The sequence below is a fragment of the Candidatus Devosia phytovorans genome (assembly GCA_029202405.1).
GTDB lineage: Bacteria > Pseudomonadota > Alphaproteobacteria > Rhizobiales > Devosiaceae > Devosia > Devosia phytovorans.
In genome coordinates, this window is record CP119312.1 from 108611 (window position 1) to 132280 (window position 23670).

18 protein-coding genes are annotated in these 23670 nt (G+C 63.1%); 8 read left to right on the top strand and 10 right to left on the bottom strand.

The annotated features are described in order from the left end of the window. Positions 1-157 precede the first annotated feature (157 nt). From P0Y65_00550 to P0Y65_00560, 3 genes are all read left to right on the top strand, one after another. Positions 158-1144 (top strand): SPFH/Band 7/PHB domain protein, encoded by a 987-nt coding sequence (locus tag P0Y65_00550; protein ID WEK06692.1) that lies wholly within the window; start codon positions 158-160, stop codon positions 1142-1144. A 15-nt stretch (positions 1145-1159) separates the two neighbouring features. After that, on the top strand, positions 1160-1612 hold the full coding sequence (locus P0Y65_00555; GenBank protein WEK04779.1) for an NfeD family protein: 453 nt from the start codon (positions 1160-1162) through the stop codon (positions 1610-1612). Positions 1613-1726: 114 nt separating this feature from the next. Continuing rightward, positions 1727-2989 carry an outer membrane beta-barrel protein gene (locus tag P0Y65_00560; protein WEK04780.1) on the top strand — a complete coding sequence of 421 codons (1263 nt, stop codon included), beginning with the start codon at positions 1727-1729 and terminating at the stop codon, positions 2987-2989. Between the two features lie 225 nt (positions 2990-3214). Here the strand turns inward: P0Y65_00560 and galU are convergent, their stop codons facing one another. Further along, positions 3215-4102, bottom strand: coding sequence for a UTP--glucose-1-phosphate uridylyltransferase GalU (galU, locus tag P0Y65_00565; protein WEK04781.1), 888 nt, complete (start codon positions 4100-4102; stop codon positions 3215-3217). Between the two features lie 97 nt (positions 4103-4199). On the opposite strand from galU, the gene galE reads away from it, so the two are divergent. From galE to P0Y65_00580, 3 genes are all read left to right on the top strand, one after another. Continuing rightward, on the top strand, positions 4200-5186 hold the full coding sequence (gene galE, locus P0Y65_00570; GenBank protein ID WEK04782.1) for a UDP-glucose 4-epimerase GalE: 987 nt from the start codon (positions 4200-4202) through the stop codon (positions 5184-5186). A gap of 2 nt (positions 5187-5188) precedes the next feature. Next, complete coding sequence (locus P0Y65_00575; protein ID WEK04783.1) at positions 5189-6391, top strand: lytic murein transglycosylase; 1203 nt, start codon at positions 5189-5191, stop codon at positions 6389-6391. A gap of 74 nt (positions 6392-6465) precedes the next feature. Further along, positions 6466-7620 (top strand): DUF459 domain-containing protein, encoded by a 1155-nt coding sequence (locus tag P0Y65_00580; GenBank protein ID WEK04784.1) that lies wholly within the window; start codon positions 6466-6468, stop codon positions 7618-7620. Position 7621: 1 nt separating this feature from the next. On the opposite strand, the gene hpt is transcribed toward P0Y65_00580, so the two are convergent. The 6 genes from hpt to P0Y65_00610 form a co-directional block, all read right to left on the bottom strand. Then, complete coding sequence (gene hpt / locus P0Y65_00585; GenBank protein WEK04785.1) at positions 7622-8170, bottom strand: hypoxanthine phosphoribosyltransferase; 549 nt, start codon at positions 8168-8170, stop codon at positions 7622-7624. Positions 8171-8279: 109 nt separating this feature from the next. Then, complete coding sequence (locus P0Y65_00590) at positions 8280-9707, bottom strand: glutamate synthase subunit beta (protein ID WEK04786.1); 1428 nt, start codon at positions 9705-9707, stop codon at positions 8280-8282. Continuing rightward, the gene (locus P0Y65_00595) at positions 9700-10323 is read right to left on the bottom strand and encodes a glutathione S-transferase family protein (protein ID WEK04787.1); all 624 of its coding nucleotides are present in this window, start codon (positions 10321-10323) and stop codon (positions 9700-9702) included. Before P0Y65_00595 ends, P0Y65_00590 begins: the two co-directional genes overlap by 8 nt. Further along, on the bottom strand, positions 10320-15068 hold the full coding sequence (gltB, locus tag P0Y65_00600; protein WEK04788.1) for a glutamate synthase large subunit: 4749 nt from the start codon (positions 15066-15068) through the stop codon (positions 10320-10322). The genes P0Y65_00595 and gltB overlap by 4 nt, the downstream gene beginning before the upstream one ends. Before the next feature lie 517 nt (positions 15069-15585). Next, a complete protein-coding gene (dps, locus tag P0Y65_00605; protein ID WEK04789.1) occupies positions 15586-16059 on the bottom strand; it encodes a DNA starvation/stationary phase protection protein Dps in 474 nt (157 codons plus the stop codon). 216 nt (positions 16060-16275) lie between these two features. Beyond that, positions 16276-16731 (bottom strand): Hsp20 family protein, encoded by a 456-nt coding sequence (locus tag P0Y65_00610; protein WEK04790.1) that lies wholly within the window; start codon positions 16729-16731, stop codon positions 16276-16278. A gap of 428 nt (positions 16732-17159) precedes the next feature. Here P0Y65_00610 and P0Y65_00615 point away from each other — a divergent pair, with 428 nt between their 5' ends. After that, the gene (locus P0Y65_00615) at positions 17160-18134 is read left to right on the top strand and encodes an alpha/beta hydrolase (protein ID WEK04791.1); all 975 of its coding nucleotides are present in this window, start codon (positions 17160-17162) and stop codon (positions 18132-18134) included. A gap of 13 nt (positions 18135-18147) precedes the next feature. Here the strand turns inward: P0Y65_00615 and hisN are convergent, their stop codons facing one another. From hisN to P0Y65_00630, 3 genes are all read right to left on the bottom strand, one after another. Continuing rightward, complete coding sequence (gene hisN / locus P0Y65_00620; GenBank protein WEK04792.1) at positions 18148-18936, bottom strand: histidinol-phosphatase; 789 nt, start codon at positions 18934-18936, stop codon at positions 18148-18150. 228 nt (positions 18937-19164) lie between these two features. Beyond that, positions 19165-20514 carry a sigma-54 dependent transcriptional regulator gene (locus P0Y65_00625; protein ID WEK04793.1) on the bottom strand — a complete coding sequence of 450 codons (1350 nt, stop codon included), beginning with the start codon at positions 20512-20514 and terminating at the stop codon, positions 19165-19167. Beyond that, the gene (locus P0Y65_00630; GenBank protein ID WEK04794.1) at positions 20511-22373 is read right to left on the bottom strand and encodes an ATP-binding protein; all 1863 of its coding nucleotides are present in this window, start codon (positions 22371-22373) and stop codon (positions 20511-20513) included. Before P0Y65_00630 ends, P0Y65_00625 begins: the two co-directional genes overlap by 4 nt. Positions 22374-22560: 187 nt before the next feature. Between P0Y65_00630 and P0Y65_00635 the strand changes: the two genes are divergently transcribed. Continuing rightward, positions 22561-23541, top strand: coding sequence for a tripartite tricarboxylate transporter substrate-binding protein (locus P0Y65_00635; GenBank protein ID WEK04795.1), 981 nt, complete (start codon positions 22561-22563; stop codon positions 23539-23541). The last annotated feature ends 129 nt before the right edge of the window (positions 23542-23670 follow it).

Below are 23670 nucleotides of genomic sequence, written 5' to 3' on the forward strand. Positions count from 1 at the left end.
CAAGGAGATTCCCTGACAGGCTCGTGGCGCTGGTTTCGGTTGGCTTTCCAACGAGTCGAAATGGCTAACCGTTCCGATCCCTGCAACGTTGCGCCAAGTGCTCGTCGACAATATGGTCGCGCGCATGAAGACGAAGGGAGAATCAGCGATGGATTTGATGAATGGCTTTGCGCTGGACGGGCTCAGCATTACGCTGATCGTACTGGGCATTCTGGCGCTGCTGGTGTTGTTTGCCGGCGCCAAGACGGTGCCGCAGGGCTATAACTTCACCATCGAGCGGTTCGGCAAGTATACGCGCACACTGAAGCCAGGCCTCAACCTGATCGTTCCCTTCATCGATGGCGTGGGCAAGAAGATCAACGTCATGGAGCAGGTGCTCGACGTGCCGCACCAGGAGGTCATCACCCGCGACAACGCCTCGATTACCGCCAATGGCGTGACCTTCTACCAGATCCTTGATGCGGCGGCGGCGGCCTATGAGGTCTCCAATCTCGAGAATGCCATTCTCAATCTCACCATGACCAATATCCGTACGGTGATGGGTTCGATGGACCTCGACGAGTTGCTGTCGAACCGCGACGAGATCAATCATCGCCTGCTCAAGGTGGTGGATACGGCGGTATCGCCCTGGGGCGTCAAGATCACCCGTATCGAGATCAAGGATATCGACCCGCCGAAAGACCTCGTCGACTCGATGGGCCGGCAGATGAAGGCCGAGCGCGAGAAGCGTGCGGCAATTCTTGAGGCCGAGGGTCGTCGGCAGTCGGCCATCCTCAAGGCCGAGGGCGAAAAGCAGGCGCTGGTGCTGGAGGCCGAGGGCCGCAAGGAAGCAGCCTTCCGCGATGCCGAGGCGCGCGAGCGTTCGGCGGAAGCCGAAGCCAAGGCGACCACGATGGTCAGCGAGGCCATTGCTTCGGGCAGCGTGCAGGCGATCAACTATTTTGTTGCCAATAATTACATCGACGCGCTGGGCAAGATTGCCACTTCGCCGAACCAGAAGGTGCTGATGCTGCCCGTAGAAGCGGCCAGCGTCATCGGCTCGATTGGCGGCATTGCCGAGATCGCGCGCGAGACGTTCGGTGGCGGTTCGCCTGCCACACCGGCGCCACGGCCGAGCCGTCCGCCGACGGCTGGTTCGCTTTAAGGGGAGCGCCACGCCATGCAGGTGGTGGATTTCATTGCCAGCAATGGGCCGTGGTCCTGGCTGGTGGCGGGGCTGGTGATGCTGGCGCTGGAACTGGTGGTGCCAGGCGGGTTCCTGCTGTGGATGGGCATTGCCGGGATCATTACCGGGCTGATCACGCTGGTCTGGGCCATTGGCTGGCCGGCGCAATGGCTGATCTTCGGGCTGTTCTCACTGGTGGCGATCGGGCTGTGGGTGCGGTTCACACGCGGACGCGGTGACCGGTCGGACCGGCCGCTGCTCAATCGCCGGGCGGAACAGTTCACCGGGCATGAGGCCGTGCTGGAACAGGCGATCGCGCAGGGTTTTGGCCGGGTGGTGCTGGGCGATACGGTCTGGCGTGTCTCGGGGCCCGACTTGCCAGCGGGCACCACAGTCAAAATCGTGGGTAGCGACGGCAATGTGCTGAAAGTTGAAGCCGTCAGCTAAGCGCTTGAAATGGATCATTAACCATAAACTGTGAGGATCGCAGCGAGCCGGGTGCGTCGCGCTGCGGTCCTTTTGCTTTTGTGGAGTGTTGCGTTGGCGTGGTGGCGGCGGCAGATGGCGGGACGGGCGGCGCTGGCATGCGCGCTCTGTGTTGCCGGCCCGGTGCTGGCGGCCTCGGACCATTCGCTGGGCGACGGCTCCAAGACCGACAATGCGCGGCTGTTGCCCGATGTCTATCCGGGCGATCCGGTGCTGGTCGATGGCAGCGCGGGCGGCGAGCCTTATGATCCCTTCCTCGACGTTGACTGGTCGGTGGCGCTACGCGGCACCTATACCAAGGGGACGGACGGGGAGCGGTTCGATACCTATCTCGTGCCCAGCGTCAGCCTCGAGCATACCGGCACGCGGTCGGCGCTGCGTTTCGACGGCAGCGCAGAAGTGGTGCGGCCCGACGAGGGCAATGAGATCGACATTTCGGCGCTGCGACTGGGGCTGGACACAGCCTATCAGCTCGATAGCGCGACACGGATCACTGGCAGCGGCAATCTCTCGGTCACGCGGGCCGTGCCTGGAACGCCGGGGCTGGCCAGCGATGTGGTGGAAGCGTCACGGACGGTCAGCGGCGGCGGGACGGTCGGGATTACGCGCGAATTCGGCAAGTTCAACCTGTCGCTGACGGGTGGGGCGCAACGCACCACCTACGGCCCGACGACCTATGCCGATGGGCTGGTGCGAGACAATTCGGTCGACGACTATTGGGCGCTGGACAGCGGGCTGCGCGTCGGCTTCCAGGTGACGCCGATCTTTGAGGTGTTCGGGCAGGCAACGGTCGGACGGGACATGTTCGACAATGACTCGCCGAGCCTGGGCGTGTCGATGGATGCGGCTGACTATACGCTGCGGGCCGGGGTGACCGGGCGCTGGAACGAGGTGCTCGAGGTGACGGGCTCGGCGGGCCTTGGCCTGCGCAAGTTCGATGTGGCGGATCTGGGCGAGGTGGTGACGCAGCTCTATGATGCGCAGCTGATTTATACGCCGGACCCGACCTGGCGCTTCACGGCAGGCTTTGCCACCACGGTGACGCCGCCCGGGCCAACAGGGAGCGGCGTGGTGCGAGTGGATCACACGGCGACGGCCGAAGTGGGCTATACGGTCAATTCCTGGCTGGCGCTGCGGGCGCTGGCGGACTGGAATATGGCGCGCTTCGAGGGCAGCGACAATGAAGAGACCGGGCACGGGTTTGCCTTGGGCGCCGACTACACGGTCAACGCCCATACCGCGGTTTCAGCCGACTATGGCTATGATTATTCCGATAGCACCAGCTATGGGGTGCAGGATGCGCATCGGGTGACGATGGGGGTAACCATCGCCAGGTAGCGCGGCGGTGTTCTTGTCCACATAAGTGCCACACCCACGATGTCACCCCGGCCTCGAGCTGGGGCCTATCCCAAGATCTGATCGCAACCGCACGGTGGTTGTGATGAAATGAGTGACCTCGCGGCGAAGCTGACATCTCGAGATGGGCCCCGGCTCAAGGCCGGGGTGACACCGAGTTTGTGAGTGCCATGGTGGCAAACACGCGCGCAGGGCGCAGACTTACGCTCAGAGGTGGTCGTCGAGGTCGAGCTTGCGGAGTTCCTTGACGAAGCCGGGGCGGATGTCGTCGCGGTCGAGGGCGTAGACGACATTGGCGGTCAGGAAGCCGGTCTTGGAGCCGCAGTCGAAGCTCTTGCCCTGGTATTTGACGCCGGTGAAGGGCTGCTGCTTCATCAGGGCCTGCATGGAGTCGGTGAGCTGGATTTCGCCACCTGCACCGCGCTGCTGATCGGCCAGCAGCGAGAAGATTTCCGGCTGCAGAATATAGCGGCCCGAGATGATGAGATTTGACGGTGCGTCTTCGCGCTTGGGCTTTTCGACCATGCCGGTGAGCTGGAAGCCGGTATCGGGGCCTTCGCCGCGGGCGATGACGCCATAGGCGGAGACTTCCTCTTCCGGCACTTCCTCGACGGCGATGATATTGCCGCCGTCGCCGGCTTCATAGGCGTCCATCATCTGGCGCAGCACGCCGGGCTCGCCCTTGAAGAGCATGTCGGGCAGGAGCAGGGCGAAGGGATTGTCGCCAACGATATCGCGCGCGCACCAGACGGCGTGGCCCAGGCCGAGCGGCTCCTGCTGGCGGGTGAAGCTGGTGCGGCCGGCCGAAGGCAGGTCCTTGCGCAGGGCGTCGAGCGCCTGGGTCTTGCCGCGGGTTTCGAGCGTGGTCTCGAGCTCGAACTGGCGATCGAAGTGATCTTCGATCACGCCCTTATTTCTGCCCGTAACGAAGACGAAATGTTCGATACCGGCTTCGCGGGCTTCATCGACCGCATATTGAATGAGGGGACGGTCGACGACCGTCAGCATTTCCTTGGGCATGGCCTTGGTTGCTGGCAGGAAGCGGGTTCCCAGACCGGCAACGGGAAATACGGCGGTTCTGACGCGTTTAGGCAAATCACACACTCCAATGCGATGGCTGATTGTAAAGCTATCTCAACGATCTGGCAGATAACATCAATTGGGACGAAAATTTGGAATTCGGGGTTAATCGATGACAGTTCTTGTAACCGGCGGCGCGGGCTATATCGGCAGCCATATGGTGCTCAACCTCGCCGATGCGGGCGAAAAGGTTGTCGTGCTCGACAATCTCGTCACCGGATTTGACTGGGCGATCGATGGTCGCGCCACATTCGAAAGCGGCAATGCGGGCGATATCGAACTGGTGCGCCGTTTGATCGACAAACATGGCATTACCGAGATCATCCATTTCGCGGGCTCGATTGTGGTGCCGGAATCGGTCACCGATCCCCTCAAATACTACGCCAATAATACGGCTACATCACGAAACCTGATCGAGGCCGCGATCAAGGGCGGGGTGAAGCATTTCATCTTCTCCTCGACCGCGGCTGTCTATGGCATGACGGGGCTGGCGCCGGTGGTGGAAACCACGCCGCTCAACCCGATGTCGCCCTATGGCCGCTCCAAGCTGATGACCGAATGGATGCTGGCGGATGTGGCGGCAGCGCATCCGATGACCTTTGGCGTGCTGCGCTATTTCAACGTGGCGGGGGCCGATCCGGGCAAGCGCAGCGGGCAGTCTACGCCGCTGGCGACGCATCTGATCAAGGTGGCCTGCCAGACGGCGCTGGGCCAGCGCGCCAGGATGGACATTTTCGGCACGGACTACGAGACGCCGGACGGCACATGCGTGCGCGACTATATCCATGTGACCGACCTGATCGCGGCGCATGCGCTGCTGCTCAAGCATCTGCGCAAGGGCGGGGAATCGACGACGCTCAACTGTGCCTATGGCCAGGGCTATTCGGTGCGGCAGGTGGTGGAAACGGTGCGCAAGGTTTCGGGCGTGGACTTCAAGGCCGAGGAAGGTCCGCGTCGTGCGGGAGATCCGGCCTCGATCACGGCGACGGGCGAGAAGGTGCGGAGCCTGCTGGGGTGGGTGCCACAGCATGACGACCTCAACGAGATCGTCGAGACGGCCTATGCCTGGGAGCGTCATCTGATGACGCGGAACCGGTAGGGATGAACAGGGCTCTCAAGACGATCGTCGCTCTGATGCTGATGGTTGCGCCGGTTGCGGCGCAGCCGGTGGAGAGTTTTGAGAGCTTTTTGGCCGGGCTCCGGGCCAAGGCATTGGCTGGTGGCGTCAGTGCAGGGGTCTATGATGCGACGATGGGTGGGCTGACGCCGGATCCGCGGGTGCCTGACCTTGTCACCACGCAGCCCGAGTTCACCACGCCAATGTGGGACTATATCGAGGGGCGGGTGACCTCCGGGCGGATCGAACGCGGCAAGGCGGCGATCGGGCGGAACCAGGCGCTGTTTGCTGCGGTGGGGCAGCAATATGGGGTGGATCCCTATCTGCTGGGCGCCATCTGGGGAATGGAAACCGATTATGGCGCGGTGCTGGGCAATGACGGGCTGATCAGGCCGATCGTGCGCAGTCTCGCGACGCTGGTGCATCAGCGGCGGACGCGGCTGGTGGAGGATGAAAAGGACCTGATCGCGGCGCTGCTGCTGGTGCAGCGTGATGGTGTGGTGCCGGTGGGTTCATGGGCCGGGGCGATCGGGCATCTGCAGGTCAATCCGAGCAATGTGCTGGCGCATGGCAGCGATGGCGATGGCGACGGCAAGGTGGACCTGCATGGATCGCTGGCCGATGCGCTGGCGACGAGTGCGAAATTCCTGCGCGATCTCGGCTATCAGCCGGGTGTGGACTGGGGCATGGAAGTCGTGGTGCCGGAGGGGTTTGACTACCTGTTGGCGACGCGGACGGAAATGCGGCCGGTGTCGTTTTTTGCCGAGCGCGGGATTGCGCGGGTGGCGGGACGGCAGTTTGCCGATCCAAACCTTGCGGTGTTCCTCTATGTGCCGGCCGGCAAGGATGGGCCGAAATTCCTGATGACCGGGAATTACCTGGTGCTCAAGGGCTATAATTTTTCGGACAGCTACGCCATGAGCGTGGCGCATATGACGGACCGGCTGAAGGGTGGGGGCGGCTATGTCGATGACTGGCCGCGCAGTGTCGCTCTGCCCAATCTCGGCCAAAGGCAGGGCATTCAGCAGGCACTGCTGCAGCTGGGCTATTACCAGGGCGCGGTGGACGGGCGGCTGGGGCCGGTGAGCCAGGAGGCCTATGCGCGGTTCCAGGCGGCACGGGGCGAGGTGGCCGACGGGTTCATCACCCGGGCCAGTTACGATGAACTGGCTGCGGCGGCGCGGTAACGTGATGCGGACCGCGTGGCTTTGTTAAGCACGGCTTGCTAGAGATTTCTGGCTGAAATGAGCACGAGAGCCTGATGCGTTACGTCGTGGCATTGCTGGTGGGATTGCTTGTCGTCACCGACATGACGCCGGCGTTTGCGCAGGATTCCGTACTGGTGGCGCAGGAGCAGCGGCGACGGACATTGTTCGATCTGCTGTTTGGCGATGAGCCGCAGCAGCCGGCGCCGGCGCAGCAACAGCCGCGGCGAACACAGGCGGCACCGGCGCCACAGGCGGCCCTGCCGCCGCCCAAGCCGCAGGTGGAAAAGGCGCTGGACGCGACGCGGCTGGCGGTGTTCGGCGATAGTCTTGCCATCGACCTCAGCCGGGCGCTGGAGCGGTTCTATGCCGAGGATCCGAACCTTGTCGTGGTCAAACAGGGCGTGGGCAATTCGGGCTTCGTGCGTGAGGATTATTTCGACTGGGATGCGGCGATCGATCAGCAGATTGCCGAGGACAGTTTCGACCTCGCGGTGGTAATCATCGGCGTCAATGACCGGCAGGAAATCCGGGTCAATGGGACCAATTATGCGCCTCTGACCGAGCAGTGGACGGCGGCCTATCAAGCACGGATCAATGCGTTTCTGGGGAAGTTGCGGGCTGCACGCAAGCCGGTGATCTGGGTGGGGCTGCCGCCGATGGCCAAGGCGGAATATTCGGCTGATATCAGCCAGATCAGCAATATCCAGCGGCTGGCGAGCTTTTCCGGCGGGGCGGAATTTCTCGATATTTACGAACGGTTTCTGGGCGAAGACGGGAAGTATTCGTCATCGGGTCCGGATGTGAACGGGCAGACGGCGCAGATGCGCAAGGATGACGGGATTCACTTTTCGGCAGCCGGTTCGGACAAGCTGGCCTTCTATATCAGCCAGAGCATCAGTGCGTTTTATCGCGGGGGCAGTGTTTCCATCGCAGTGGCCGATCCGCTGCTGGGAACGGATGGTGCAGCCATGCTGCGGCCGCCGTATCAGGGGCTGGGGCAGGTGCGGCTGCTCGAAGTGGCGGGGGCGGTGATCCCGATCAGCCGGGTGCCGGCGCGGGCGAGCGAGCTGCTGACAGCCAATAGCGTGCCGGTGGTGGCGCCGCCGTTCACGTTGGAACAGCTGATGACGGCGCCGATGGGACGGGTTGATGACTTCGGTGTCGGGGTGGATCCGGCGGCCGAGGCGGTCAATCCGGGGCAGCAGTAAGTTACTGGGGCTCTTCGACGAATCGAACTGCGCCGATGTGGGGCAGGTTGCGGTTGCGCTGGCCGTAGTCGATGCCGTAGCCGACGACGAATTTGTCGGGGATGTCGAAGCCGACCCATTTGGCCGATATGTCGGTTTCGCGGCGGCTCTGTTTGTTGAGCAGGGCGCAGACTTCCATGCGGCGGGGATGGCGGGTCTCGAGGATTTCGAGGACGTGCTTGAGCGTATAGCCGGTGTCGACAATGTCTTCGACGACGAGGACGTCGCGGCCGCCAATCTCACCGCGCAAGTCCTTGAGAATACGCACTTCTCGCGATGACTCCATGGCATTGCCATAGGAGGAGGCTTCGAGGAAATCGACTTCGACGGGGAGGTCGAGTTCGCGCACCAGGTCGGCGATGAAGATGAAGGAGCCCCGCAGGAGGCCGACGACGACGAGTTTGTCGGTGTCGGCATAGTGGGTGGAAATCTCCTTGGCCAGCGCCTCGACGCGGGCGGCGATGGCTTTGGCGGAGATCAGTTCATCGACGATATAGGGCTTTTGAGTCATGGCCATTTCCGAGTCACGCAAGGTGCGAATGCGTTAGCAGACTGCTAGCACTGACGGTAGCTCAAGCGCGAAAAAGCGAACTCCCGCCATGGGCGGGAGTTCACATATTTTAGCGTGGCAGGTCCGTCTTGCCCATGAGATCGAAGTCGATGGAGCGGGCGGCCTGGCGGCCTTCGCGGATGGCCCAGACGACGAGGGACTGGCCGCGGCGCATGTCGCCGGCGGCGTAGACGCCCGGGACGGTGGTCTTGTAGCTCATGGTGTCGGCGAAGAGATTGCCGCGCTTGTCGAGCTGGCCGCCGAGTTGTTCGAGCATGCCTTCGTAAACAGGCGAGGCGAAGCCGATGGCGAGGAGGACGAGGTCCGCCTTGATGATGAACTCGGTGCCGGGAATGGGCTGGCGCTTGCGGTCGACGCGGGCGCATTCGACGCCGGTGACCTGACCCTTGGCATTGCCGATGATCTTCATCGTGCCGGCGGCGAATTCGCGGATGGCGCCTTCGGCCTGGGAGGACGAGGTGCGCATCTTGACCGCCCAGTTGGGCCAGTTGGTCAGCTTGTTCTCGAGCTCGGGCGGCATGGCGCGGACGTCGAGCTGGGTGACGGCAATGGCGCCCTGGCGGAAGCTGGTGCCAACACAGTCGGAGGCGGTATCGCCGCCGCCAACCACGACGACATGCTTGCCGGCAGCGGTGAGCTGGGCCTGCTCGGACACATCCTCGCCGCCGAGGCGACGGTTCTGCTGCACGAGGAAGGGCATGGCGTAGTGGACGCCGTTCAGTTCGGTGCCTTCGCTGTCGACATCGCGCGGCTTTTCCGAACCGCCGCAGAGCAGGACGGCATCATGCTTGCTCTGAAGATCGGACAGGGGACGGCTGATGCCGATGTTTTCGCCATAGTGGAAGGTGACGCCTTCGGCTTCCATCTGCTCGACGCGGAAGTCGATGTGGTCCTTCTCCATCTTGAAGTCGGGAATGCCATAGCGCATCAGGCCACCGGCCTTGGGCTCGCGCTCATAGAGATGAACATCGTGGCCGGCGCGGGCGAGCTGCTGGGCCGCAGCCATGCCGGCGGGACCGCCGCCGACGATGCCGATCGACTTGCCGGTCTTGTTGGCATTGATCTGCGGCTTGACCCAGCCCGAGCGGATAGCGCGGTCGGCAATGGCCTGTTCTACGGTCTTGATGGCGACCGGGGTGTCCTCGAGGTTGAGCGTGCAGGCTTCCTCGCAGGGCGCGGGGCAGATGCGGCCGGTGAACTCGGGGAAGTTGTTGGTGGAATGAAGGTTCAGCGAGGCCTCTTCCCAGCCGCCGTTGTAGACGAGGTCATTCCAGTCCGGGATCTGGTTGTGCACCGGGCAGCCGGTATCGCCATGGCAGAAGGGAATGCCGCAATCCATGCAGCGCGCTGCCTGATCGACAATGCGGCCTTCGGACATGGGAATGGTGAATTCGCCGAAATGGCGAATGCGGTCGGAAGCCGGCTCGTAGCGGGGCTCTTCGCGTTCGATCTCGAGAAAGCCGGTTACCTTACCCATGTGCTTGCTCCCCAAATTCTGCCGTGAAGGCAGGCAGTCCAAGTTCTTGTTCGCAGGCGGCAATCCAGCGCAGAAGCTGTGGCCGCCCATTGAGATCGAAACCGCCCTGTGGCGCCTGGCGCGTATAGGCCAGAAGGGCGATGTCGGCGATGGTCATGGTCTCGCCGACGAGATATTTCTGGCCCTCAAGGGCCAGTTCCATGCGATCGAGCGCCTTGTTGCCACGGGCAACGAGGCTCGGGTCGAGATCGGCAATGGCGACGCCGTCGTAGGCGACCCTGGCGCGGGCGACGGCGACGGTTGGCTCATGGCTATATTGTTCCCAGAACAGCCATTCGTCGACCTTGGCCGCCTGATAGGCATCGGCCGGAATGAAGCGGCTGCCCAATGCCAGATAGCGCAGGATGGCATTGGACTGGGCGAGCGGGCGACCATCCTCCAGCACCACGACAGGCATCTGCCCGGCGGGGTTGAGCTTCAAAAATTCTGCCGTCTGCGTCGCGCCGGAGCGCGAAGCGATGTCGTGCAGGACGAAGGGCAGGCCGATGGCATCGGCGATATACTTCACCTTGAGGACGTTGCCGGACCCAAGGTTGCCATAGAGCTGGAAGCTCATTCCGCTGCCGCCATGCCCATGGTGCCCTGGGCGCGCTTCTTTTCCATCTCCTTGATGGCGCGGCGATATTCGACCGGCATCACCTTGACGAATTTGGGACGCATCTCGACCCAGTTATCCAGGATCATCCTGGCGCGGGCCGAGCCCGTGTAGTGCAGATGGTTGGAGATGAGCTGATGCAGGCGCTCGTCATCATGCTTGGTCATGTCGCCGGAGATATCGACGCGGCCATGCCACTCGAGATCGCCACCATGGTGGTGGAGCTTCTGCATGAGGGCTTCTTCCTCGGCCACCGGTTCGAGATCGACCATGGCGAGGTTGCAGCGGTCGCGGAAGGTCTCGTCCTCGTCGAGGACATAGGCCACGCCACCCGACATGCCGGCGGCAAAGTTGCGGCCGGTCTGGCCGATGACGACGACGACACCGCCGGTCATGTATTCGCAGCCGTGGTCGCCGGTGCCTTCCACCACGGCGATGGCGCCGGAGTTGCGGACGGCGAAGCGTTCCCCGGCAATGCCGTGGAAGTAGCACTCGCCGGCAATGGCGCCGTAAAGCACGGTGTTGCCGACGATGATCGACTTTGAGGGATCAAAGCTGGCCTTTTCCGACGGGCGCACGACGATACGGCCGCCCGAGAGGCCCTTGCCGACATAGTCATTGGCGTCGCCAACCATGTCGATGGAAATGCCCTTGGCGAGGAAGGCGCCAAAGGCCTGACCAGCCGTGCCGTTGAGACGGATCGAGATGGTGTCCTCGGGCAGGCCTTCGTGGCCATACTTCTTGGCGAGGGCGCCGGACAGCATGGCGCCGGCCGAACGGTCGCGCGAGCGGATCGGCAGTTCGATCTGGACGGCTTCGCCACGGGCAAGGGCCGGCTCTGCCAGTTCGACGAGCTTGCGGTCGAGCACGGCTTCCAGATGATGGTTCTGGAACTCGGAGTGATAGAGCGTGTCGCCGCCGATGGGCTCGGCCTTGTGGATGAGCTTGGTGAAATCGATGCCTTCGCTCTTCCAGTATTCGACCATCTTGCGCTGATCGAGCAGGTCGGACCGGCCGGTGAGTTCCTGCATGGTGCGGGCACCCATGCCGGCCATCAGGCCGCGCAGCTCTTCGGCGATGAAGAAGAAGTAGTTGATGACGTGCTCGGGCGTGCCCTTGAAGCGCTTGCGCAGCACCGGATCCTGGGTGGCGACGCCGACGGGACAGGTGTTGAGATGGCATTTGCGCATCATGATGCAGCCGGCCGCGATCAATGGCGCGGTCGAGAAGCCGAATTCGTCGGCGCCGAGCAGGGCGCCGATCAGCACGTCGCGGCCGGTCTTGAGACCACCATCGACCTGCAGGACGACGCGGCTGCGCAGGCGGTTGAGGACCAGGGTCTGGTGGGTTTCGGCAAGGCCGATTTCCCAGGGACCACCGGCATGCTTGAGCGAGGTCAGGGGCGACGCGCCGGTGCCGCCATCATAGCCGGAGACGGTGATGTGATCGGCGCGCGCCTTGGCGACGCCGGCCGCGACGGTGCCGACGCCGACTTCGGAGACGAGCTTGACCGAGATGTCGGCCGCCTCGTTGACGTTCTTGAGGTCGTAGATCAGCTGGGCCAGATCTTCGATGGAATAGATGTCGTGATGCGGCGGCGGGGATATGAGGCCCACGCCGGGCGTCGAATGACGGGTCTTGGCGACAACCCAGTCGACCTTGTGGCCGGGGAGCTGTCCGCCTTCGCCGGGCTTGGCACCCTGGGCGACCTTGATCTGGAGCTGGTCGGCATTGACCAGATATTCGGTGGTGACGCCGAAACGGCCGGACGCGATCTGCTTGATGGCCGAGCGCAAGGGATTGCGCGAGCCGTCAGCCAGGGGCTTGTAGCGATCGGGCTCTTCGCCGCCTTCGCCGGTGTTGGACTTGCCGCCAATGCGGTTCATCGCCTGGGCAAGCGTGGTATGCGCCTCGCGCGAGATCGAGCCGAAGGACATGGCGCCGGTGACGAAGCGCTTGACGATATCGACGGCCGGTTCGACCTCGTCGAGCGGCACGGCAGCGCCGAGCGGCTTGATATCGAGGAGGTTACGGATGGCAAGATAGCCGTTTTCGCCAGAGTTCACGCGGGCGGCAAAGCTGTCGTAGCGCTGCTGGGCCGATTCGGGGCTTTCGTCATGGGTGCGGACGGCGTGCTGGAGATCGGCAACGACGTCCGGGCTCCAGGCATGCTTTTCGCCGCGGATGCGGTACATATATTCGCCGCCGACATCGAGCGCCTTGCGCAGGACTATATCGTCGCCAAAGGCGTCGCGGTGGCGGCGCACGGTTTCCTCGGAGACTTCGGCCAGGCCGACGCCTTCGATGGTGGTGGCGGTGCCGAAGAAGAAGCGCTTGACGAAATCGGAGTGCAGACCCACGGCGTCGAAGATCTGGGCGCCGCAATAGGACTGGTAGGTGGAAATGCCCATCTTGGACATGACCTTGAGCAGGCCCTTACCGACCGACTTGATGTAGCGGTAGACGACTTCGTTGGCATCGACCTCGGGCGGGAATTCGCCTTCGGCATGGAGCGCGGCCAGTGCCTCGAAGGCGAGATAGGGGTTGATCGCCTCGGCGCCATAGCCGGCCAGCATGGCGAAATGGTGCATTTCGCGGGCTTCGCCGGTTTCGATGACAAGACCCGAGGAGGTGCGCAGGCCCTTGCGGATCAGATGGTGATGTACGGCAGCCGTCGCCAGCAGCGCGGGAATGGCGATGCGGTCGGCCGCGACCAGGCGGTCGGAGAGGATGATGATGTTGTATTCGCCAGCGATGGCGGCCTCTGCCTCGACGCTGATCGCCTTGATGGCTGCTTCCATGCCCGCCGCGCCAGAGTCGGCGGGGTAGGTGATGTCGATGGTGCGGGTCTTGAACTGGTTGTCTTCCATGTCACCGATCGCGCGGATCTTTTCGAGATCCTCGTTGGTGAGAATGGGCTGACGCACTTCGAGACGCTTCTCGCGGCTGACGCCTTCGAGGTCGAAGATGTTGGGGCGCGGGCCGATGAAGCTCACCAGCGACATGACCGATTCCTCGCGGATCGGATCGATCGGCGGATTGGTGACCTGGGCGAAGTTCTGCTTGAAATAGGTGTAAAGCAGCTTGGACTTCTGGCTCAGCGCCGAAATGGGCGTATCGGTGCCCATGGAGCCGACGGCTTCCTGGCCGGTGGTGGCCATGGGCGCCATCAGGATCTTGATGTCTTCCTGGGTGTAGCCGAAGGCCTGCATGCGATCGAGCAGCGACTCGGTGGTGACCGGGGCCTTGGGCTCGGTTTCGGGCAGGTCTTCGAGCACGATCTGCGAACGGGCGAGCCATTCGGCATAGGGGTGCTTGGTGGCGAGGGTGCGCTTGATCTCCTCGTCGGAGATGATGCGGCCTTCTTCCAGATCGAGCAGCAGCATGCGGCCCGGCTGCAGGCGCCAGCGCTCCATGATGTCTTCGTCGGGAATGTTGAGCACCCCGGATTCCGACGCCAGCACGACGTGGCCTTCGCGGGTCACGAGGTAGCGGGCGGGGCGCAGGCCGTTGCGGTCGAGCGTCGCCACGACATAGCGGCCGTCCGACAGCGACATGGCGGCGGGGCCATCCCATGGCTCCATCAGGGCCGCGTGATACTGATAGAAAGCGCGGCGCGTCTCATCCATCAGCGGATTGCCGGCCCAGGCTTCGGGGATCAGCATCATGGCGGCGTGAGGCAGGGAATAGCCGCCGCGCACGAGGAATTCGAGCGCGTTGTCAAAGCAGGCGGTGTCGGACTGGCCTTCGTAGGAGATGGGCCAGATCTTGTTGATCTCTTCGCCAAAGAGGGGCGAGGAGACCGAGGCCTGGCGGGCGGCCATCCAGTTGACGTTGCCACGGATGGTGTTGATTTCACCATTGTGGGTGGTCATGCGGTAGGGATGGGCCAGCTTCCAGGAGGGGAAGGTATTGGTCGAGAAGCGCTGGTGGACCAGGGCAATCGCAGACTCGAATCTCTCGTCGTGCAGGTCGGTGTAGAACTTGCCGAGCTGGTCGGCGAGGAACATGCCCTTGTAGACCACTGTGCGGGCCGACATGGAGACGACGTAGAAGCCGTTGTCGCCATCGCTTTCGGGAATGGCGGCGTAGACCGAGTTGGAAATCACCTTGCGGACGATCAGCAGCTTGCGCTCGAACTCGTCGAGGGAAAGGCCATCGGGGCGGGCGATAACCATCTGCTCGATGATCGGCTGGGTGGCGATGACGCCTTCGGAGAGGGGCGAATTGTCGGTGGGGACCACGCGCTCGCCGAGGAGCGTCAAGCCTTCCTTGGCGAGGACGCCGCGCACGGCTTCGGCGCAGCGGTCACGCAGGTCCACAATGTTGGGATAGAACAGCATGGCCACGGCATAGTGGTGCTTTTCCGGCAGGGCGAAGTCCATGACCTTCTTGAAGAAGGCATGGGGGGTCTGCACGAGAATGCCGGCGCCGTCGCCCATCAGCGGATCGGCACCCACGGCGCCGCGATGCTCGAGGTTCTCGAGGATTTCGAGACCCTTCTGCACCACTTCGTGGCTGGGCTTGTTCTTGATATTGGCGATCATGCCGATGCCGCAGGCATCATGCTCGTTGGCCGGATCATAAAGACCCTGGGCCTCGGGGCGGCCAGAGACGACGCGGCGCGAATTTTCGATCAGAGTGGTTTTGCGAGTGGTGGCAATCGCTGTGACCGGAGGGAGAAATCCGTTCTGCTCGTGTGCCATGATAGTGTCCTCGCTGGTTGATCGCGCCCGTTGCCGGGCTTGGTTCGCTATTGGTCAAGCATCCTGATGTTGCCGGTCGCCGGCCCGCTGGATGCAGTCTTGTCCTCTGGGCGCATCCTTGGAGCGGGTCGTACTTCTATAGTACGGCTCGCATTGTCAAATGCATCCATTTTTGGAGAGTGGCGCTGCATCCAAATGGCCACTCGAATTTTCGGTTGTCTCACAACCCCGCCTATCCGTTTCCACTTACCTGAAGTGGGCCAGCCGGACCAGCGTGCGTGCTGGCGGCGGAGAGCCGGGCGACGCGTCAGATAGGACAGTCGTGCTGCCCTAACATCTGCACATTTGCATAATTCCAAACTGGGAGCAAGCGTGTTTGCCATCAATCTGACACGAAAAATAGGACTTCGCCGATTTTTGTGTAGGAGACTGTAGGGTTCTCTCCCGGATTGGCACAGAAAAACGCCGCGACTTGCCTGTTACAGCAAGTCGCGGCCGGGAATCAGCCTGTGATTTCCTATTCGAGATGGGATTTGATGAACCAGAGGTCCTTGTCGAGCTCGCGGGAAAAGGCGGTGAGGATATCGGCGGCATCGGCATCACCGGCTTCGTCGGTGGCGTCGATATCCTCGCGGACCTGATTGGCCAGAGTGGCGAAGCGATCGGCCAGGGCTGCGAGATGATCGGGGACCTTGCGGATATCGGTCGGGTAGGCGTCCAGCTTCGTCGATTTGGCGACGATCTGGGACGTGCCCAAAGCGATGCCGTCGAGCTGGGCAATGCGCTCGGCGATGATATCGACATGGGTATCGATGGCAGCGCGGATCGGGTCGAGCATTTCATGCACGGCGATGAAATTGGGCCCCTTGAGGTTCCAATGCGCCTGCTTGGTGATCAGCGCCAGATCGATGGCATCGGCAAGACGGGCATTGAGGATTTCGATGACGGTGGATTTGCCGTTGCCTTCGATAGCGATGGATGGGGTTTTCATGTTGGAGGAGTCCTTGGACGCTGGAGGGTTCGGGAGAGTCAACTGGTTGGGGCGGGTGGGGTTCCGGACATCTATCAAAACAAAACACCCCCGGCAGAGCCGAGGGTGCGGTGTAGACCTTGCTTGCGGAAAATCCGGGCCACTCGGGCATAGCCCTCGTGGCCTAGCCGCCTAAAATCGCTCCACTGGAGCGATTTTGCGCAATAGCGCCGGCATCTAGTTTACCGAGTTATCCTCGATGGTCGGAGTGGCGCCGTTGATCTGGATGGTGCGTGGCTTCTTGCTTTCGGGCAGTTCGCGCTTCAGTTCCAGATGCAGCAGGCCGTTCTCGAGCGAAGCACCCTGGACCTCGACATAGTCGGCCAGCTGGAAACGCAGCTCGAAGGCGCGTTCGGCAATGCCGCGATGGAGGAATTCACGGGCCTTGTCGGCAGTATCGGCAGACTTGGCGCCTTTGACGACCAGGTTGTTTTCCTTGGTCTCGATGGCGATGTCGCCATTGGCAAAGCCGGCGACGGCGATCGAGATGCGGTAGGCGTCATCGCCGGTGCGCTCGATATTGTAGGGAGGGTAGGTCTTGGCTTCCTGCCCGACGAGCGTGTCGAGACGATTGAAAACGCGGTCGAAACCGACGGTCGAACGATAGAAGGGGGAAAAATCGATGGTCTGCATTTTCACATTCTTTCTTCAAGCAACGTGGATGTCCCGGGGGTCTCGGACAGCGCTCCCAGCATTAGGCGAGCGATGATTTTCGAGGTCGGGGTTCCCGGCTGATCCGGCGAACGATTGAAATGTAGGTGGGGTTTTGGCGGGTTCAAGGGTGAAGAGTCTCTGCTTGGTACCCTCACCTATCCTCCCCCTGAAAAGGGGGAGGGACCGATTGAGCCTGCGGTAGCCTTTGTTCAATTCTGAACGGAATATGAACGACGGAGTCCGGTTGAGTTCAGGGTCGCTGGACTAGAACACGGTCAATGCGGTTCATCACCCGCCCCCCGCATGGGCCGCATCTACAAGATAAACCGGTGTCTCCTGTCAGAGATGCCGGTTTTTCTTTTTCAATCTCTCTGCTCTAACAGCGATGCGTTGCGGAGAGCCTCAAGATGAACGCTGTTGTCGATGCCCAGGGACCCGAGCTGGCCAATGTTGCGTCCAATCCGGTGCCGGAGGGCGGGCGGGTCGGGTATTTCAAGACAATCGACAATGTGCGGCTGCGCTATGCGATCTGGCCGAAGTCGGAGGGCGCGCATCGGGGGACGATCTGCCTCGTTCAAGGGCGGACCGAATATATCGAGAAATATTTCGAGACGATCGCCGATTTCCGGCGACGCGGCTTTGCCGTCGCGACATTCGACTGGCGCGGGCAGGGCGGGTCGGACCGGCTGATCGGCAATCGCAAGCTCGGCTATGTCGATCGCTTCGAGGACTATTGGACCGACCTGCGCAGTTTCCATCAGGAGATATTGCTGCCTGACTGTCCGCCGCCGTTTTACCTGGTCGGGCATTCGATGGGTGGGCTGGTGTCGCTCTATGCCGGCATTCACGATCGAATGATGTTTGAGCGTATCTTCCTGTCCGCGCCGATGGTGGCGCTGGATCGGCAACCGGTCAGCATGACCAATATGGCGCGACTGACTGAAACGCTGAGCTTTTTCGGGCTGGGGCAGATGCCGGTGGCGCGACGGCAGGACCGGGAAGCCAGCGATGGCGGCTTTGCCAATAATCCGCTGACCGGCGACGTGGTGCGCTATATGCGGGCGGTGGATGTGATCCGGGCGCGGCCGGACCTCGAGATCGCGGCGCCGACGGTGCGCTGGGCCGCTTCGGCCTTCGGGGCGATGGCGGAGGCGACATCGGAGACATTTCCGGCGCGGATCAAGATCCCGCTGCTGATGCTGGCGGCGGCGCGGGACGAGGTGGTTTCCACGCGGGCAATCGAAAACCTGGGCCTGCGCATGCGCAACGGGCGGCATGTGGTGATTGCCGGGGCGCGGCATGAGCTGTTCATGGAAACCGATGCCATCCGCGCGCAGGTGTTTGCGGCGTTTGACGCGTTCATCACTCAGCAGAGCGTCTAGCTACCGGTGCCTGCTAGCTGGCGTTGACCAGGGTCAGGGCTTTTTCCAGCAATTCGGGGGTGGCGGCGGCGACGACATTGCCGCCCGGGGTGGGGTCGGAACCGTCCCAGCAGGCGATGGCGCCGCCGGCTTCGCGAATGATCGGGACGAGCGCGGCGATATCATAGGTGTTGAGGAAGGGTTCCACGACCAGATCGGCGTGGCCGGCGGCGAGCAGGGCATAGCCGTAGCAATCCATGCCGAAGCGCTGAAGGCGGGTAGCGGATTCTATCGCGGTCCACTTGCTCATCAGTTCGGGCGTGCGGAAGAGGGCGGGGGTGGTGGTGAAGACGCGCGACGGGGCGAGTTCGGTCTGGCCGCTGGTGCGGTTTGGCGTGGTCTGGCCGTTGCGCAGATAGGTGGAGCGGCCGGGGACGGCGAGGAAGGTTTCGCCGATGAAGGGCTGGCTCATCAGGCCGGAAATGGCGACGCCCTTGTGGGCAAAGCCGATCAGCGTGCCCCAGACGGGAGCCCCGGAGATGAAGGCACGGGTGCCGTCGACCGGGTCGATGATCCAGGTGTAGTCGCTGTCGCCGGAAGAGCCCCATTCCTCGCCGATGATGGCGTGGTCGGGAAAAGCTTCGGCGATGACGGCGCGGATGACGGTCTCGGCGCCGCGATCGGCCTCGGTGACGGGGTCGAAGCCGGAATCGAGCTTGTTGTCGACGCCGAGGGAGGTGCGGAAGAGGGGGAGAGTGTGGGCGGCGGCGGCTTCGGCGGCGCGGAGGAGGGTGGCTTCGACTTTGGCGAGATCGATGGTCATGGGCGGGTCCTGGGCGGCCGGGAGAGTGCAGTGCTTATAACAGGTGCTTCCACGCGCTCAATGTCATCCCGGCCTTGAGCCGGGATCCTGGTGCCACGCCCTCGTGGTTCGAGGGTCGCTGCGCTCCCACCTCACCATGAGGGCTGTTGATGCATCAAGTTCCCAGTAGCCCTCATGGTGAGGTGCGAGTTCTTCACGAGCCTCGAACCACGAGGGCGTGGCAGGGTCTCATCGTCTTACGCCGAGCCTTGTCATCTTCTCGCTCAATGTTCTGCGTGGAACCTGGAGGGCGTCGACGACGGCGGCGATGGAGTCGTTGTGGCGGGCGAGTTCGGCTTCGATGAGGTGGCGCTCGTAGGCGGCGAGGCGGTCGGCGAGGCTGGCGGTGGAGGGAACCGGCGGCGCCTTGCTGCCGAGGATGGTGTCGAGGGAGCGGCCGGTGGTGTCGAGGCCGAGGGCGAAGCGGTCGGCGGCGGCTTTCAACTCGCGGACATTGCCGGGCCAGGTGTGGGTCAGGATGGCGTTGATGTCGGCGGGGTGGAGCGGGGGCGCGGGCCTGTTGAAGCGCTGGGCGGCCTGGCCGAGGAAGTGGTGAAACAGAAGCACTGCGTCATCGCCGCGATCGCGCAGCAGGGCGAGGTGAATGGTCGCCAAGTTCAGGCGATAGTAGAGATCGGAGCGGAAGCGGCCGGCTTCGCTTTCGGCGCCGAGATCGACCTTGGAAGCGGCGATGATGCGGACGTCGAGCGGGATCTGACGATTGGAGCCGACGCGTTCGACCATGCGCTCCTGAATGACGCGCAGGACTTTTGCCTGGGCCAGGAGGGGCATGGATTCCACCTCGTCGAGCAGCAGCGTGCCGCCATCGGCGAATTCGAACTTGCCGATGCGTTTTTCCCGCGCCGAGGTGAAGGCGCCGGCTTCGTGGCCGAAGAGTTCGCTTTCGATCAGCTCGGCGGGAATGGCAGCGCAATTGACGGCGACGAAGGGACCTTTTGCCCTGGGCGAGAAATCGTGCAGGCAGCGGGCGACGACTTCCTTGCCGGTGCCGGTTTCGCCCAGGATGATGACGTCGGTGGGGATGGGTGCGAGTTCGCGCACGGCGTGGCGCAGGTCCTCCATGACGCGGGAGGCGCCGACGAGGCGGGTGGAAAGCTCCATTTCGCCGCCATCGAGCTTGCGGCGGAGTTCGGCGACTTCGCGCTTGAGGCCGGACTGTTCGGCGGCGCGGCGCAGGGTTTTGACCAATTGGTCGGGCACATAGGGCTTTTGCAGGAAATCGAAGGCGCCGCCGCGCATGGCTTCGACGGCCATGGGCACATCGCCATGGCCGGTGATGAGGATGACTTCGGAGCCGAGGCTCTTTTCCCGGACATGGCGCAACAGGTCGAGGCCGGAGAGGCCGGGCATGCGAACGTCGGTGAGGATGACCTGCGGCCTTGTATCGTCAAGCATGGCGAGGGCGTCACTCGCATTGGTAGCGACGTGGGTGACAAAGCCGGAGAGGCGGAGCCATTGTTCGAGGGCGGTGCGGACCATTTCCTCGTCGTCGACGATGAGGACGGTGGGATTGGTCATGGAGAAGTCTCTCTGGTCATTGCCGGCAGCTGGGCCAGCGGTAGTCTTACGGTAAAGGTCGAGCCCTTGCCGGGCGTACTGGCGACGGTGATGGCACCGCCGATGTCGCGGACAAGGCCATAGGAGATCGAGAGGCCGAGACCGAGGCCGCGGCCGGCGTCCTTGGTGGAATAGAAGGGATCGAACAGGCTGGTCAGTTCGGTGGCGGCGATGCCGGAGCCGGTGTCGGTGACCGAGATCTCGACGGCTCTGGCTGCCTTGCGGACGCCGATGGAGAGGACGCGCAGCGACTGGTGCTCCATGGCGTCGGCGGCGTTGGAGATGAGGTTGATGAGGACCTGTTCGATGTGGACGGGATTCCCGGCGACCAGCAGCAACCCGCGGTGGCGGGTATATTCGACGTCCACGCCGAAGGCTTTCAGCTTGTGATCGACCAGGTCGAGGGCATTGGTGATGACCATGGCGAGGTCGGCCTGCATTTCGACGCGGGTTTCCTTGCGGGCGAAAGTCTTGAGATGCCCGGTCAGGGCCGAGAGGCGGTCGACGACCTTGTCCATGGTGGAGAGGATGGTGCCAATGTCTGCGTCCTGGCGCTGGGTGGCGATGAGCTTGGCGCTGGCGATATGGGTGGTCAGCGCCGCGACGGGCTGGCTGACCTCGTGGGCGACGCCAGCCAGGGCCTGGCCGAGGCTGGCGAGCTTTGCGGCCTGAACGAGGCCATGCTGGGCCTCGCGCTCGGCATTTTCCGCGCGGATGCGGTCGGCGATCTCCTCGCGCAGGGCTTCATTGGTGATGTAGAGATCCTCGGTGCGTTCGGCGACGCGCTGCTCGAGGCTTTCGCGATCGGCCAGGCGCTGGGCGATATTGCGCTGGCGCTGGAAGAGCAGGACGACAATGAGGAGGAGGGCAGCGGCCGCGAGGGCGGCGGCTGCGGCGGCGACCCAGGCGTCGCGGAAGAGCGGGTCGGTGGGGGTGAAGGAGACAATGCGCCACTGATGTGTGGGGAGGCGCATTTCATCCATCAGGAAGACGCCGGCGGTTTCGCTGTCGGAGCCGGCGATATAGGCCATGATGGCGCCGCGAGAGGGCCAGATATCGGCGGCGATGGGCTTGTTTTCAAGGCCGCCGGGGCCATAAAGGCGCTGACCATCAATGCGGGAGATTTCGCCGGGAGCGACCAGAGCCAGCGGACGATAGCGCCAGTCGGGTCGGGTGGAGAGAATGGCGACATTGTTGAGATCGACAATGGTGATGAGTTCGCCCGAACGCCACCAATTGGCTTCGATCTCGCCGAGATTGATCTTGGTGACGGCTACGCCAAGCGGGCCATCGGCGCCGTCGATGCGGCGGGCGAGAAAATAGCCGGCGACGCCGGTGACGGTGCCCAGCGCGTAGAATTTGGCATCGCCATCGGCCATGGCTTCGATGAAATAGGGGCGGAAGCCGAGGTCCTCGCCGACGAAGCTATCATAGGCCCACCAGTTGGAGGCGGCGACGACATTGCCGTCAACGGCCATGATGAAGAGTTCGCTGGCACCGGAGGTGTCGTTGATGCGGGAGAGGAAGCCGTTGGCGGCTTCGCGCAGGTCGGGATTGGCGGGATCGGCAAGGATGGCGCGGGTTTCGGCGGCGAGGGAAATGGAAGAGGGGAGGTAGTGGAAGCGCTCGATCATGGCGACGAGCGTGCGATCGAAAAGAGCCAAGCGGCGGTCGGATTGCTGGCCGGCAGCGGCGATGACGCCGGAGAGGGCGATTTCGAAGGCGGCCCAGCCGGTGGCGAGGACAAGGGCCAGAGCGACGCCAGCCAGTGAGAGCTGGCGGCGATGCAGCATGTCGCGGAAGGCGAAGCGGCTGGCCAATGATCCTCCTGTGGCAATTTCTTGCCAAAACCTGCCATGAGCGTCGGCAAGTTCTTGCCCAATGTGCTAACATAGGTTTCTGGAATTGCATATCTGCCTTGCGTTTTTGAGTTGGCATGGGCTTTGCAATGAGGAGGCCATGGGCGTGGCGGGGAGCCAGTGCCCAATACAATCCGGGAGGACAATAATGAAGAAGACTGTTCTTACACTCGCCACGGGTGCGCTGTTTGCGGGCCTCAGCTTTGCCGGTTCTGCCTTCGCGCAGGACTATCCGACCAAGCCGATCACGGTGGTCGTGCCCTTCTCGGCCGGTGGCCCGACTGACACGGTGGCGCGCCTCGTGGCTGAGGTGATGAGCCAGGACCTGGGCCAGCAAGTGGTGATCCAGAATGTGGGTGGGGCCGGTGGTACGCTGGGTGCGGGCCAGGTCGCGACGGCGCCCAACGACGGCTATACGCTGCTGCTGCACCATATCGGCATGTCGACCGCGCCGACGCTTTATCGCAGCCTGCCCTATGATCCGACCACGGATTTCGCACCGATCGGTTTGATCACCTCGGTGCCGATGACACTGGTGGCGCGCAAGGATCTCGAGCCGACGACGCTGGCGGAGCTGATGGAGTTCATCAAGGCCAATGGCGAGAATGTCACCTATGCCCATGCCGGCATCGGTTCGGCGAGCCAGCTTTGCGGCATGCTGCTGATGGATGCGCTGGATACGCAGATGACCACAGTGCCTTATCAGGGCGCCGGCCCGGCCATGACCGACATCATCGGCGGCCAGATCGACATGATCTGCGACCAGACGACCAATACGACGAGCCAGATCCTGGCCGGTGAAGTGAAGGCCTATGGCGTGACGACGGCCGCGCGGCTTGCTGCGCTTCCGGATGTGCCGACCACGGCTGAAGGCGGGCTCGAGCTCGAAATCGGCGTGTGGCACGGGCTCTATGCGCCGGCCGGCACGGATGCCGCTATCATCGAAAAGCTCGAAGCTTCGCTGCAGGCGGCCCTGGCCAATGAGACGGTGATCAGCCGCTTTGCCGAACTGGGCACGACGCCGGTGACGGCGGAAGAAGCCACGCCCGCCGCGCTGACCGAAACGCTGACCAGCCAGATTGAGCTGTGGCGCGGCGTGATCGAAGCCGCAGGCGTCTATGCGGATTGATGCGTGACACAATGCGAGGTCTCGCCGAGAGGCGGCACCTCGCGGCTGTGGCTTGATCTCGAGATGGGCCCCGGCTCAAGGCCGGGGTGACACCGCGGTTGTGGGCCCATCTTTGCAAACAATAAAATG